This window comes from Finegoldia sp. (genome assembly GCF_046991905.1).
Classification (GTDB): Bacteria; Bacillota; Clostridia; order Tissierellales; family Peptoniphilaceae; genus Finegoldia.
In genome coordinates this window covers 94,197-108,446 of record NZ_JBKWZF010000004.1, presented here as the reverse complement: position 1 = coordinate 108,446, position 14,250 = coordinate 94,197, and the positions used below count along the sequence as shown (strand labels likewise).

Genomic DNA, 14,250 nt, shown 5'->3' with positions numbered 1-14,250 from the left:
AAAAAATCATATAAAGTTGAATCGCACTTTTCCATAACATAAAAATATTCAGACTCATTAAAATCATATACATTAATAATCCCTTCTATGTCAGATAAACTTTTAGTAATCTCAAATTCTCTTTTGAATCTATGTTTGCTATTTTCTTCAAGAAGATTTTCTCTTTTTAATTTTTTAATAACTAGACCAGTAGATTTTTGAAGATATACATTAGCAAATCCACCTTCACCAATTAATTCAAGATCTTCGTCAAGATGTGTCAACTCAAACGAATCTCCTACTTGAATTAATTGGTATTTAAATGGCCTTAATTTCCTATTCCAATGGTCCTTTAATTTTTCGATAAATGTAACTACTTCAACAGTTGTTTTTTGTTTTTCCTGAATATTAAACTCAACGGACATTATATAAGAGAAGAATAATTTCATTTTACCATTATTATATAAATTTTTGATTCTTTCACTAGCGTAGATCCATCTAGTTGGAAAACTACTATTATACTGATCATTGTATCCAAAATTCGAGTTAAAAAAATTTACTAAAGCAGGACCAGTTTTGTATTCATATAAGCTATCTTCAAAATCTCCACAAAATTCTTTTGAAATCACCTCAAAAAATGACTCATTCATTACAGCACCCCTGCTGTAATTATACATCATCTATTAGTTGTAATAAAATCGATCTAAAAACAATATTATTTTTAAACAAAATGAGTACACACTACCATTGCTACTTCAATATTATGCACAACACTTCTTTCCTTGCAAAGAATACTGAGTCTATTTCGTTCTCCATCAATTTTTTAAAAGTTTTGTGTTGTTTATCGGTTTCTTCTTTCTAGTTGACTACATAATATAATACAGATACAAATTGAACATTTTATGAATGTCGATAGAAGAGATTTTTCCTTTTCATAGTAATTTTTCTTATAATTCATAATTACATTAATCTTTCTTGAATGCTGCTAAAAACTTCCCTTCTTTTTTTGCCTCATAGTTAATTTAAATGCTATATGCTTACTATTCTCTATTTGGTAGGTATTAGTTCCAGTGCAATTTTCATTTTTTTGTATTTCTATTATAATACTATTGTTGCTATTAACTCTAGCTTATTAAGTTAATAAATTATTTAATGAATGCAATTGAGAATGACTACTTTCGTATTCATCTAAAATTAAAAATCAGAATCCAAATTCTTCCATTGCAACCTACCTTTTTGTAAAATCGAGATTATATCAATGTACAATAAACATAAAAGTTCTTATATAAAAATTAGAATAAATTTTACAAGGAATTACAATAGCAAATGACATGTGATATAATTATTATCTATTTGTTCAAATGTAATCCAGCTACTGCACAAATTCAACTTATCAGACGTATGAAGATAGTGATGCCATGTCCGCGGCATTGGTTACAAATTTAATCAATCGTCTCTATAGAAGGTCATGCAAATTAACATAATTTAAATATGATTATACATGAATTTGTGAAGTTGAATACTCAATTTAAATAATCTTATAAGACAACACATTGTTGACTTTAAGTAACATTTATGCTATATTAAATAATATCTTAGGGAGGTGATTTATTTTGAAACCAATAATAAAATGGCCAGGTGGAAAATCCAGGGAATTCAATAAAATTAAGAGCTTTATACCAAAATATACTAGATATATTGAACCTTTCTTTGGAGGCGGAGCAGTTTTTTTTGAATTAATGCCCTCTAACGCTATAATAAATGATATTTCTTCATCATTAATGTCGTTCTATGAACTTGTTAAAGAACAAAATGAAGAATTTAAAGAAACATTGCTAAAGTACGATAGTTCATTTCAGTCTTTAATTTATACGTGCGATTTATATAGTAATGAAATTCTTGAATCTTATTACAACGATGATGATACTAAATCAATTGATACTATCAAATTTATACTATCTAAATCAGAAACTTCAGAAAATATAATCCTAGATTTAGATGATTATTCAGAAGCAATTATAACAAGTGTATTAGATAAGTTTGATAGAACAAAACAAAATACTTTAAAAAGAAAATTTAGTGATATTGATTTATTAGAAAATTTAATAACAGGATTTACGAGCGGATTTTATTTGTATTTTAGGAATATATTCAACGACATAAACTTAAACAAAATTGATACAACAAAGCCATTTGAGATTGCAAATTTTTATTTTATTAGAGAATACTGTTATGGTTCGATGTTCAGATATAACAAAAAAGGTGAATTTAATATTCCCTATGGAGGTATGAGTTATAACAGGAAGCAATTTATTAATAAAATAGATTCTCTTTTTAATGTAAAAACGAAAAATATATTTAAAAATACAAAAATATATAATTTGGATTTCGAAAAATTTTTAGACAGGATTAATCTAACTACTGATGACTTTATTTTTTTAGATCCTCCATATGATACAGACTTTTCTGACTATGAGGGCAATTCATTTGAGCTAGAAGATCAAATACGATTATGTAATTATTTAAAAAATATTCCTTCGAAATTTATTTTAATAATCAAGAACACAGATTTCATATATGATTTATATAAATCAGATTTCGAAATTTTATCTTTTAAAAAAAAATATTCATATAATGTTAGGAGCCGAAACGAAAGAAGTGTAACGCATTTAATAATTAAAAACTTTTAATTTCGTTTACATTTTTATATTCTTATGTCTAACCCTCCCGATTACAATACAACAAACTAATCAGGAGGGTTATACTTGACAGTAGAAAATTATCTATAATTTTCCTCTTTCATACTCTAACTTTTTTATACTAGTTTTAATTCTTTTTTCTGCCGCATAAAAAAAATCTTTATCTATCTCTACTCCTATAAACTTTCTATTTGTTTCATTCGCAGCTACACAGGTTGTTCCTACACCCATAAAAGGGTCATAAATAACATCTCCCTCATAACTTCCAATACTTATCAAATGTTTAATTAGTTTCAAAGGTTTCTGTGCAGGATGTTTTGGATTTTTTAGTCGTTCACTCCCCATACATATCGGGCATTCAAAAAAATTATGCATTTCTCTTTGATTAATAAAGTTCCATTTATGTCCTTTATTCCACAAACAAATAACCATTTCACAACTATTTAAAAATCCATTTTTATATATTTTTGGCATCGGATTTGTCTTATGCCAGATAAAATATTGAAATGTATCAAATTCATTATCAAATGCTTCATGCCATTTACCTATTAGATTATAGCTGGTAAATATAAAAATATTACCTTTTGGTTTAAGCACTCTTTTGAATTCATTTACAAATTCAAGCGGATTAATTTCCCTATGATCCCATGAACCCAAGTCATTATTGACTTCTGATCTGTTCGGCAACTTAATATTTCCTCTTGAATATTGTGCTATATTGTATGGAGGATCTGTTAAGATTAAATCTATAGAGTGATCTGGTAATGACTGTATATGCCTTATGCAATCATCATTAATTATTTTCCCATACCTCATTTCACAGCGCTCCTAATCATAGACTTAATTCTTTCATTTAAATCTATTTCTTCTAAAGCAATTTTGTAAAGTTCTGTAAATCTTTCATAACTTATTCCTTTTGGCAAAATTTTATTCCATAATTTTTTTCCTATTAAGAACATCTCTGGGTAAGCCATATGTTTTTTTACCGCCCCTGTCCATGTATTGCCTTCTCCGTTTTTATTATAAAGAGCTGCAAAATATACTTTTGCATTTTCTACATTAACTCCTGTATAAATTGAAAGTAGTTTTTCTACATTTGACGGTGCATTTGAACTATCTAAATCACCTCCAGCTTTTAATTCTAGAATGTTCCAACTTTCACCATCATAGAATGCCAAGTCTACTGGTTTAATTTTTATTTCATCTATTTTATATTTCTTGCCCAATGTTATTAATTCTTTTATGCTTTCTTGTGTAACCCCACTTGTTTTTCTATTTTTCCCTCTTCCACGCGCGACGTTACTAGCTCTGAATTTTGCAATTTCTCCTTTCAAGGTTCCATGATCTAAGTCTATGTCAGTTACAATAATCTGACCAATTACATCTTCCGCTTGAATATCGTGTTCTATACCTCTAGGGTTGATAATTGAAGGTACATTTTCTTCTCCATATCTTACTCTTGCTACCCTCTCCGCTACCCTCTCTATTGCATTACCACTTTTTGATTCAAAGCTACTTACAAACACCATAGTGGCAGTAACAAGCTCGTCAAGTTGTGATAGTAAAAAATTGTATCTTTTCTTATTATAATTAACAACAAAATCATCCTCTATAGTATCGACTAGCCTTGAAAATTCCGCAAAGACAATATCTTTGACAATTATCTCCATTTCATTTAAATCTTCTGTTTTATCAGATATATTTAAATTATCATCATCAACTATTTCCAGATTTTCAATTTCTTGTTCATCAAAGTCGCTATCTATTAGTCCCTCTTCTTCTTTATTTTTCTCTTTATTTTTACTAATATCTTCATTTTTTTTAATTATTTCAATTTCATCATTCATATCATTCACATATATTTTCTCATCTTGATTAATAATTAATTCATCTTCATTTATTATGTATTTTTTCTTACCTTTACTCATTTTCTACTCCTTCAAATAACTCCGATATAGGTATTCCAAATCCTTTTGCAATTTTGCTAATATTCCTTAATGAAATATTTCTATTCCCAGCTTCTACAGAAGCTAAATAAGTTCTATCCATGTTAATTTGTAATGCAAATTTTTCCTGACTTAGCCCTCTCTTTTTTCTCAAATCTTTTACTCTTTCCCCAAATTTTTTTAGCAAATAGAACACCACCTTCTCACCATCTTTTCATTTCTATCCTATATTTTTTGTTGTGTATTAGTCAACGGACTATAAGAAACTATTTTCTATCTATTGCTCCATACATCGTAAGGAGACTGCCGATAAATATCACACTGTGCCTATCCTATTTTCTTTATATTCGAAAATCCTTGTCATTTGCCATTTAATTCTCTTTTTTCTCTATGATAAATTTTTATTATCATCTGAATCTTTTACATGCTATTCCCATTCCCCCCAATAAAAAACCAGCGTAGCCGTAGCCGCACTGGTTATGTCAACCAACTCTCATTATTAAGCAAGCAATGCTTGCTGGTTTGATTTTGTTGGAGAATCAAATCCTCGATTCCTGGAGGAAATGTAATATGAGCGATGTTTATAGTTGGTTTTTTTGTTAAATTTTTATTGTTGGTTTAGAAAATCGATGGCGTATTGTGCGTATGTTGCGGCGCCATTGATTAGTACTGTTTCATCTATGTTGAATCGTTTGATGTTATGTGAAAAAAATCTTGACCTATGACACTGTGTCACATATAATTTAATTATGACAAAGTGTCATTTTATTTGAGGAGTGATTATATGCCTAAGCAAACTTTTTATAATTTGAGTGAAGATAAGAAAAATTTGATTGATGAGGTCTTGAAGGATGAGTTCTCCACGAAGCCTTACAAGGATTGTAATGTGAAAAATATTGTGGAGAGGTTGTCGATTGCACGTGGGAGTTTCTACCAATATTTTGATGATTTGATGGATAGTTATTTTTACATTTTGGATAAGGAAACGAAGGATGTGCATTTGCTTTTCATGTCTGTGTTGAAGAAGAACAACAACGATGTGTCCGTGGCATTGGATGCGTTTGGAGATGAGGTGTGCGATGTGATTTTTGAAGATGGCGAGTATAATTTGTACAAGTTTAGGTATTTGTATTGGAATAGCGAGCTGGAGGATGGCTGGAAGGCTAAGAAGAAGGAATATTACGCGATTTTTCACAATGATAAGAGTAGTATTGATCATGAGCTTATTTATTTTATGAAGGCTATTGTTCACGGTTTGATTGAGAGAAATTTTAAGGAAGAATGGTCCAGGGATGTTTTCATTGAAAAATATAATTTGCATATTAACTGGCTGAAACGAGGTGTTGAGAATGAAAATATTTGAGAGTTTATTTGATGTAATTTATTTGTCGGTTATGGTGGCTCTTGGTGTTAGGTTGTTGTTAGAAAAAACTAAGGGCGCAAAATTGTTCGGCGCTATGGCGATTGTTTTGGGCTTGGGAGATGGCTTCCATTTGCTTCCAAGGGTGATTTCCCATTTGAGTCCAGGAGGTTTTGAGGCGCATGCAGCTGCATTATCATGGGGTCAATTTGTAACGAGCATTACGATGACGATTTTCTACGTGCTTTATTATCATTATTACCGCATGCAAAGTAACGATACGGACAATTCTAAGAAATGGATGATTTATGGTTTAGCTGCTTTGAGGATTATTCTTGTGTTATTGCCACAAAATAATTGGGGAAGCGCAGATGGCAATTATATGTTTGGAATTTACAGGAATATTCCTTTCTTGATTATGGGAATTCTGTTGATTGTGTGGTCATACAAGAAGAAAGATGTTGATGCGTTTAAGCACATGTGGCTTTTGATTTTCTTATCATTCTTATTCTACATTCCTGTTGTTTTGTTCAGCAAAACAGTTCCTGCTATTGGTGCTTTGATGATGCCTAAAACTGTGGCGTATTTCTTGATTGTGTGGTTTGGTTTCAAACATTTTGTGAGTGAATTCCGTGTTAATAATTTGTTCGCAAATTCTATTACGCTTTTGGTTATGGGTTTAATTGGCGGCGTGTTCTACCGTGAATTTACGAAGTTCTACGCTTTTACAGATGTAACTCATCTTGGCAAAATCCACGTTCATACTTTGGTTTTGGGATTTGTGGTTAGTTTATTGGTGTATTTATTGGCAAAAGATATGAACGATGTAAAAGCTTTGAAGAAACCTTATGAAATGTATCTTACAGGACTTGTGTTCACTGTGGTAAATATGGTTGTGATTGGAATTTACGAAGTGGTTCGTGAAGGAACGGACGTGATTATTCGTGCGGCAATCGACGGAACTTCTGGCATCGGTCACATTATTCTAGCAGTTGGAATTGTGTGGATGTTTGTGAAATTATATAATTTGAAAATAGCAAAGTAATTATGGGAGTAGCTTATGCAAGCTACTCTTTTTGTGTTTTGTGGACTTTGTTTGGGTATATATGTAGTGAAAGTATTGTAAATATCTAAGTTAACAAAAGGAGGATTTTATGGCTAGAAAATTCGAAAAAACCTGTGTAATTGGCGGTGGCGTGATTGGTTCATCTTTTACTTTGCTTTTTGCTATGGGCAAGATGGATGTTGTAAGTTACAACAGAAGCTTGGAAAGTGAAGCAAAGACTAAGAAGATAATCGAAAAATACGTAGACGAATTGATTGAGAAAAAAGTCGTTAGCGAAAATAAGGAAACGATTTTATCAAGAATCAGTTATACTACGAACGAACAAGAAGCGATTGAATTTGCAGATATTGTGGAAGAGTGTATTCCAGAAAATTACGACGTGAAGAAGGAATTCGTGAAGGTTTTTGAAAAATACGCAAAACCTGACGCCGTTTTGTGTTCAGCAACATCGGGACTACTAGTCACTAAAATCGCAGAAGATGCCGAACATCCCGAAAGAATTTTCGGAGCGCACCCTTACAACCCACCTCATTTGATTCCACTGATTGAGATTTCACAAGGAGAAAAATCCGACCCAGAAACTGCGAACGATCTTCGTGAATTATTTACTAGATTGGGCAAGAAACCTATTATCATCAGAAATGAAGTTCCAGGTTTTATAGCAAACAGGCTTCAAGCCGTGGTGCTTCGTGAAATGATGGATTTGGTTGACAAGGGAGTCGTTAGCATGGAAGATTGCGAAACTGCGTTGACATTTGGCCCTGCAATTAGATGGGCAATTATGGGTCCAGGACAAATATTTGAACTAGGCGGCGGTGAACACGGACTTCAAGGTTTACTCGACCATATCGGCCCTTCAATGGAAACTTGGCTAGAAGATGCTGCTACATGGACGAAATTCACAGACGACATCAAGAAGAAAACAGTCGACGGAGTTCACGAAGCAATCAAAAACAGACCGGCGGACATAGGCAACACTCACGAATCACTCGCAAAATATCGTGATGGTATGCTTGTCGAAATACTAAGGCTTCACAAAGATTTTAAAATTTAATGATATAATGTGAAAATCTCCCGAGTGTTTCGGGAGATTTTTGTGTGTAAAAATATTTTTAAGTTTTTTGATTTACATTATTTTTTATTTCTGCGATAATTTTTCCCATTCGTCTCGTGTAACGCCGTATTTCATACTATCATAGTATGTGCCGTTCCAATATCGAACTTTCCTGATTCTTGCTTCTTGTGTGAATCCAATTTTTTCTGCAGCCTTCATCATTCGTGGATTGCCGCTGAAAGTAGTCAGTCCTAGATGTTCGATTTCTGGATTATCATTGAACACTTCAGCCGTCCACAATTTGAGAGCTTTCGTTCCTATGGATTGGTTCCAGTAATTTTCGTTGTAAATCACAATTCCTATTTCCATCCATCTAGTTTTCTCGTCAATCCAATTTTGAGATACCATTCCAACGACAACACCGTCTACTAATATAGCTCTGCAATTGGGTTGTTGAAGATATTTCCAAATACCAGATTTTTCAAATGATTCTAAGCTTTCATAATGAACATAATCTTCAAAATATGGTCCATTGAACTTCGCCCACTCTGGTAATTTTTCGTAAAATCCATCTCTCCATATCTTTTCTTTGTGCTTATCGGTAAATCTTTCCAGTTGTATTTTCATCTTCTCTCCTTGTTTAATGAGCACATAATAAATTAGTGTTCAAATTTTTGATTTTGCAGCCCTACCCCCAGTATTTCTGATCCACTGTCCTATATATTAAATTCCTAGCAATTTCTTTTTTAAACTTTGAAATTCTTCTTCTGTTATTATTTCCTCGTCTAATAGTTGTTTGTATTTTCTGATTTCATCAGCCACTGAGTTAGTATTCTGATTGTTTACGATATTTGCTTCATTCTTTGTCCTGCTAAACTTATCAAATTCTTCGTGAAAAGCTTCATTTATTCTTTGTGCAGAAATTTTATCAAGAGCTACGTTTAATGTTTCTTTTAATGAGTCAATTGTAAGAACCCCAAATAAGATACCACTTGTAAATGTAACATCATTAATATTCTCAATTTTTATTGATTGAAAATTTTCACCAATAAGTTTCCATTGACCTATTATTAATCTTTTATTTGTTAATGCATAAGCAAAATTACCATCATGATTTGTTCCACCAGTATAATTATGAAGTCCTATAAACGTCATAACTGGAATCTCATCCTTTAGTAAATTCTTCTCTAATACTGCAAAATGTTTTTCACCAAGCCCTTTTGTAAATCCTGTTCCGAATCCATTTTCCTTTGCGTAAGAATACATTCCTTTTGCAGTTAGCAACGTATTATCACAATCATTTATTTCATAGTTTGCCCTATTTTCAGCTAGACAATTAATCTTTTCTCTAAGAAAATTCAATGTATCTAATGCTCTTTCCTTATCTTTATTTGTAAAAACTAAGTTATATTTTTTCCCTTTAACGCCAAGTTCATAAACACCATTTACAAGTTTATTTGCTTTAAATACCTCATTTAAATAATTAATATCAGAAAAAGGTATTTCCTCTTTCTTGATAATAATAGAATCATCTTTAACTATCCACGTTGCACCTAATGGCACTTTGAATTCTTCGTAAATTTTTTCCCCCTTTATGTTTTTAAAATTTATAGTATCATTAAATATTTATAAATATATGTCTGCCCCCACTACCCCCAGTATTTCTGATCCACTGTCCTATATCTGATGGCTTCCATCAAATGTTTGGCTTCGATGTTTTCTTATCCGTCTAGGTCTGTGATTGTGCGTGATATTTTGAGTATCATTTTGGGTATCATTTTGTGCATTATCTTGTGCATCGCCCTGTGCAACACGTTGCAACTTTCTCAGGTCTCTGCTTATTGTACTTCTTGAAACCGAGAATATTTTTGATAGTTCCAATGTTGATATCTCTGGGTTTTCTTCGAGTATTTTTATTATTTCTTGACGTCTTTCTTTCGATGTCATTTTGTGTGCATCGCCTTGTGCATGTGCATCTTTTTGTGCATTATCTTGTGCATGCACACGTGCAACATGCGGTCACCACTACCCCCCAGTATTTCTGATCCACTGTCCTATATCTGATGGCTTCCATCAAATGCTTGGCTTCGATGTTTTCTTTTCCGTCTAGGTCTGCAATTGTGCGTGATATTTTGAGTATTTTGTCAAATGATCTGGCGGAGAATTTGTATTTGTCGAATGCCAATTATATGATGGAGTTTAGTTCGTCGTTTAATTTGCAGTATTTTCTAATTTGTCGGGTGTTCATTTGTGAATTGGTCGTGATTTTTTCGTTTTTGAAGCGTTGTTTTTGGATTTCTCGTGCAGCTTCGACTCGTTTTTTTATTTGTTCTGATGTTACAAGTGAATTTGATAAATCTTTCGTGTATTCGGAAATTCTTGTTTCATTTGACATCAATGTTGCCTTAATATATTTTTCAATATATGGTTTTATATTTTCATGATTTATTAAACTAAAAGATAGCTTAGCATTAGAATATAAATCAATATTTTTGAAATTAGGCCTTATTTTAATATCTGATGCTCTAATTTTTCTAACATCATGTAATACAGAAGCTGAATCATTTAAAAATAGTTAGTGGTCATTAAAATTTTTATTAAATTGTTTTAAATCTATTTTTGTTGTTATAAGATTTCTACTAACATCTTCTATGTGGGGTCTAATTTTAATATTTGTATCAAGATTAATTTTTGAACCTTTCAAGATAGAAGACCCCAAAGCATAAAAATCATCATCGTTTAAATCTGGCAAATATTTTTCAATGTTAAACATATAAGTGTCTACATCAAATTTTTCTAGTGAATTTCCTTTTTGATTGTCAATATTATTATTGTTTGTATCCATTAACACCTCATTTTCATTTTTTATTTTTAAAATCTGTCTAAATAATTAAGAATTCATTTTTTATCACTTCGAATCCATATCTAACTACATTATACCAGTAAATCAACCAAGTTTAGTTGATTTTTCAAAGATGTACTTATAATTAATAAAATAACAAAAAGATTCTAGCTATATTTGCTAGAATCTTAACTTGGTTTCTAATTAAAAGTCACATGTTTAACTGATTATTTAACACTATTTTCACTTTTCTGGATCTGATAGACAATCTGTCATTTTATCAAATCTTTCATTACCAATTCTTACTTTTTTCACTACATTAACACTACTAACACTACCAGCATTAGGGCTTGAGAATTCTAAGAAGAAGTTATCATAAAGATACTCAAATAATTCATCTGTTTTGTCGTTATCATCATCAAAGTTAAAATAATTTCTTATAGCAGCTTTAATACATTCTTCCCATTCTGTGAAACTTCTAAATATAAACCTAGGTTTTTGAATATCATTCATTGAATCAACTTCATTTAAATACTTTCCGATTCTGTAAAGTATAATATAAGCACCAAATAAAGAAAATTTATTAATTTTATATCCAGCCCCTTTTTTATTTTTAGACCTTAGAGGATACAACTCTATATTTACCAAATTATTGGTTCTTTTAGCAATTTCCTCTTCATTTTTCTTAGGGTTAAGATAAAAATCTTCGTTTTTTTTTAATATTTCTTTATAGTATTTTTCACTGTAATAACCTCTTTCTGCACCTTTTCTTTCGTTTATCAACTCTTTTGTTAATATAGAATCTGGGCCTATAACATTATTTCTAATATTTCTAATCTTATCATTTAGTTCTTTATCTTTAGAGATTAATTCATTAATGTCTTTTGGGCCTTTTTTATCATCCTTTTCTGGTATTTTATAATATTCTTCTAATGTGCAATTATCAGGATTAGGATCATCTTTGGAATCAGTTGTTTTTAAAGAATCCTCGACACCATTTGTACCAGCATTAAAAAGACAATGATAAATTAAACCGTTTTTGTAATCCCCATTGATATGTGTTGGTAAGCCATAGTGTTGATTAGCAGAATCACCAACGTATGGAATCTTTTCCCCTTTTTTTTCTTCAGCTAATTTATTCAGCTCCTTAACCCATGAAAAAACACCATCAGCATTTCCTTTATGATATTCAAGAAATTGCTTGATAATTTTATCTAATTCAGGATATGTCTCTTCATCACCAATCTTTTCTAATCCATAAGGATTTAATTTGTCTAAATGAGATTCATCTAATTCAATTAACTTATCTTTGACATCTTCATTCAATTCAACTGTAGATTCAACTTCAATCATATTTTTTCTCCTTATTTTTTTGTAAGTTCAATTGTTATTTTCATTATAGCTTTATTATATAATATTACGAAATATATTTTAATGTTTTACTAGCTTAAATACTATTAAAATATTATTGATCCTATTTTTATAAAAGAGAAGAGGGGAGAATTAACGATTAAATCAAATGTGTAAACATAAATTAAGATTCTAGCGATTTAAAAGCTAGGGTCTTTTTTTTAATTTATACGCTTATTTTAATAGCTAACTATCCAATAGGTCACAGTTTTTGGATATCATTTTGGGTATCATTTTGGGTATCATTTTTGCCCTTTTGGGTATCATTTGCACACCCTACCCCCAGTATTTCTGATCCACTGTTCTATATCTGATGGCTTCCATCAAATGTTTTGCTTCGATGTTTTCTTTTCCATCCAAATCAGCGATTGTGCGTGATATTTTGAGGATTTTATCGAATGATCGTGCGGAGAATTTGTATTTGTCGAATGCCAACTGTATTATGGAGTTTAACTCATCGTTTAATTTGCAGTATTTTCTAATTTGTCGGGTGTTCATTTGTGCGTTGGTTGTGATGTTTTCTTTTTCGAAGCGTTGTTTTTGGATTTCTCGTGCTGCTTGTACACGTTTTTTGATTTGTTCTGATGTGTCGCACTTTTCATCTGTTGTGAGTTCGTCTAATTTTACTGGCGACACTTCGACGTGGATGTCAATTCGATCGAGTATCGGGCGGCTGACTTTATTCAGATAGTTTGCGATTTGATTTTGTGAACAAGTGCATTCGTGGTTAGGATCTCCGAAGTATCCACACGGACACGGATTCATTCCTGCGACAAATAGGAAATTTGCAGGATATGACAAGGACGCGTTGACTCTTGTTATGGTTATGTTTTTCGTTTCGAGTGGTTGACGCAACACTTCTATTGTCGATTTGGAAAATTCGGGAAGCTCGTCTAGAAACAATGCTCCGTTGTGAGCGAGGCTGATTTCCCCTGGTTTTGGAACTCTGCCGCCACCTATCAAACTGACTTGGCTTGCGGTGTGGTGAGGCGAGCGAAATGGTCTTGTGGTTACGATGTTTTTTTCTCCTAATAATCCTGCTACGGAGTAAATTTTCGTGGTTTCCATTATTTCATCAAAGCTCATGTCAGGCAAAATCGTGCTAAGTCTCATTGCTGACATTGTTTTGCCGCTTCCTGGTGGCCCAATCATCAACAAATTGTGAAATCCTGCAGCAGATATTTCCATCGCTCTTTTGAGAAATTTCTGTCCTTTTATATCCGAAAAATCAACGTCGTATTGTATTTCTTGCTGCATGATGTCAATATCATCCAGAATTTTAGTTTCTTGTTCGCCATTCAAAATCCTGATGATTTCATCCAAGCTTTCCACACAAACCTTCTCGATTCCTTTGACCATACTGCATTCTTGTGCGTTTTGTTTGGGTATGTAAACTCGTTCGTATCCCAAATCTTTCAGCGACAACACCATGCATAACGACCCATTTACTGGGTTCAATCGTCCGTCCAATGATAGTTCTCCGATGAACGCCCATTTTTCTGAAAAATCTTCCACAACTCCCATTGATTGCAAAATAGCCATCGCAATCGCAAGGTCTAGCTGAGATCCTTCTTTTCTCAAATTTGCAGGTGCCAAATTAATCGTGATACGTTTTACAGGAAATCTGATTCCAGTGTTTTCAATTGCAGAGCGCACTCTTTCCTTAGATTCTTTTATAGAAGTGTCGGGAAGACCAACAATGTTAAACGAACGCAGACCATTCGCAAGGTCGCACTCGCATTCCACGACATACCCGTTCAACCCTTCCAAACAACACGTGTTTACTTTCGAATACATAATTTCTCCTTGTTACCTAATTATTAATGTGATTTCTATCGAAAAATGGACAATTAAGTCTATTGATTTGATATTGCAACAGACATTAATCATCAAA

14 protein-coding genes and 1 pseudogene are annotated in these 14,250 nt (G+C 32.0%); 4 read left to right on the top strand and 11 right to left on the bottom strand.

From position 1 onward, the window contains the following. A partial coding sequence (locus ACLUJM_RS03445; protein ID WP_412412156.1) for a hypothetical protein occupies window positions 1-629 on the bottom strand: 629 nt, incomplete at its 3' end. A gap of 963 nt (window positions 630-1,592) precedes the next feature. On the opposite strand from ACLUJM_RS03445, the gene ACLUJM_RS03440 reads away from it, so the two are divergent. Next, window positions 1,593-2,669 carry a DNA adenine methylase gene (locus ACLUJM_RS03440; protein ID WP_412412155.1) on the top strand — a complete coding sequence of 359 codons (1,077 nt, stop codon included), beginning with the start codon at window positions 1,593-1,595 and terminating at the stop codon, window positions 2,667-2,669. Window positions 2,670-2,762: 93 nt separating this feature from the next. Here ACLUJM_RS03440 and ACLUJM_RS03435 read toward each other — a convergent pair whose 3' ends face one another. Genes ACLUJM_RS03435 through ACLUJM_RS03425 form a run of 3 tightly spaced genes read right to left on the bottom strand, consistent with a single transcriptional unit; the run spans window position 2,763 to window position 4,811 of the window. Next, a complete protein-coding gene (locus ACLUJM_RS03435) occupies window positions 2,763-3,494 on the bottom strand; it encodes a DNA-methyltransferase (RefSeq protein WP_412412154.1) in 732 nt (243 codons plus the stop codon). Then, entirely contained in the window at window positions 3,491-4,606 is a 1,116-nt protein-coding gene (locus tag ACLUJM_RS03430; protein ID WP_412412152.1) for a hypothetical protein, read from the bottom strand. Before ACLUJM_RS03430 ends, ACLUJM_RS03435 begins: the two co-directional genes overlap by 4 nt. Next, on the bottom strand, window positions 4,599-4,811 hold the full coding sequence (locus ACLUJM_RS03425) for a helix-turn-helix domain-containing protein (protein WP_412412151.1): 213 nt from the start codon (window positions 4,809-4,811) through the stop codon (window positions 4,599-4,601). Before ACLUJM_RS03425 ends, ACLUJM_RS03430 begins: the two co-directional genes overlap by 8 nt. A gap of 597 nt (window positions 4,812-5,408) precedes the next feature. Here ACLUJM_RS03425 and ACLUJM_RS03420 point away from each other — a divergent pair. From ACLUJM_RS03420 to ACLUJM_RS03410, 3 genes are all read left to right on the top strand, one after another. Next, the gene (locus tag ACLUJM_RS03420) at window positions 5,409-5,987 is read left to right on the top strand and encodes a TetR/AcrR family transcriptional regulator (protein WP_412412150.1); all 579 of its coding nucleotides are present in this window, start codon (window positions 5,409-5,411) and stop codon (window positions 5,985-5,987) included. Next, window positions 5,974-7,029: a DUF2871 domain-containing protein gene (locus tag ACLUJM_RS03415; protein ID WP_412412149.1), complete on the top strand. Its 1,056-nt coding sequence runs from the start codon at window positions 5,974-5,976 to the stop codon at window positions 7,027-7,029. The genes ACLUJM_RS03420 and ACLUJM_RS03415 overlap by 14 nt, the downstream gene beginning before the upstream one ends. Before the next feature lie 109 nt (window positions 7,030-7,138). Further along, entirely contained in the window at window positions 7,139-8,104 is a 966-nt protein-coding gene (locus tag ACLUJM_RS03410; RefSeq protein WP_412412147.1) for a 3-hydroxyacyl-CoA dehydrogenase family protein, read from the top strand. Between the two features lie 84 nt (window positions 8,105-8,188). Here ACLUJM_RS03410 and ACLUJM_RS03405 read toward each other — a convergent pair whose 3' ends face one another. The 7 genes and pseudogenes from ACLUJM_RS03405 to ACLUJM_RS03375 all read right to left on the bottom strand — a co-directional run bounded on the left by ACLUJM_RS03405 (window position 8,189) and on the right by ACLUJM_RS03375 (window position 14,153). After that, complete coding sequence (locus tag ACLUJM_RS03405; RefSeq protein WP_412412146.1) at window positions 8,189-8,731, bottom strand: GNAT family N-acetyltransferase; 543 nt, start codon at window positions 8,729-8,731, stop codon at window positions 8,189-8,191. 96 nt (window positions 8,732-8,827) lie between these two features. After that, window positions 8,828-9,667 (bottom strand): PH domain-containing protein, encoded by an 840-nt coding sequence (locus ACLUJM_RS03400; RefSeq protein WP_412412145.1) that lies wholly within the window; start codon window positions 9,665-9,667, stop codon window positions 8,828-8,830. 114 nt (window positions 9,668-9,781) lie between these two features. Continuing rightward, window positions 9,782-10,108, bottom strand: coding sequence for an HTH domain-containing protein (locus ACLUJM_RS03395; protein WP_412412144.1), 327 nt, complete (start codon window positions 10,106-10,108; stop codon window positions 9,782-9,784). Further along, a pseudogene (locus tag ACLUJM_RS03390) lies at window positions 10,092-10,499 on the bottom strand (hypothetical protein). The gene ACLUJM_RS03395 and the pseudogene ACLUJM_RS03390 overlap by 17 nt, the downstream one beginning before the upstream one ends. Window positions 10,500-10,679: 180 nt before the next feature. Next, a complete protein-coding gene (locus tag ACLUJM_RS03385; RefSeq protein ID WP_412412143.1) occupies window positions 10,680-10,949 on the bottom strand; it encodes a hypothetical protein in 270 nt (89 codons plus the stop codon). Between the two features lie 240 nt (window positions 10,950-11,189). After that, on the bottom strand, window positions 11,190-12,299 hold the full coding sequence (locus ACLUJM_RS03380) for a hypothetical protein (RefSeq protein WP_412412142.1): 1,110 nt from the start codon (window positions 12,297-12,299) through the stop codon (window positions 11,190-11,192). A gap of 333 nt (window positions 12,300-12,632) precedes the next feature. Further along, a complete protein-coding gene (locus tag ACLUJM_RS03375) occupies window positions 12,633-14,153 on the bottom strand; it encodes a YifB family Mg chelatase-like AAA ATPase (RefSeq protein ID WP_156849568.1) in 1,521 nt (506 codons plus the stop codon). Between the last annotated feature and the right edge of the window lie 97 nt (window positions 14,154-14,250).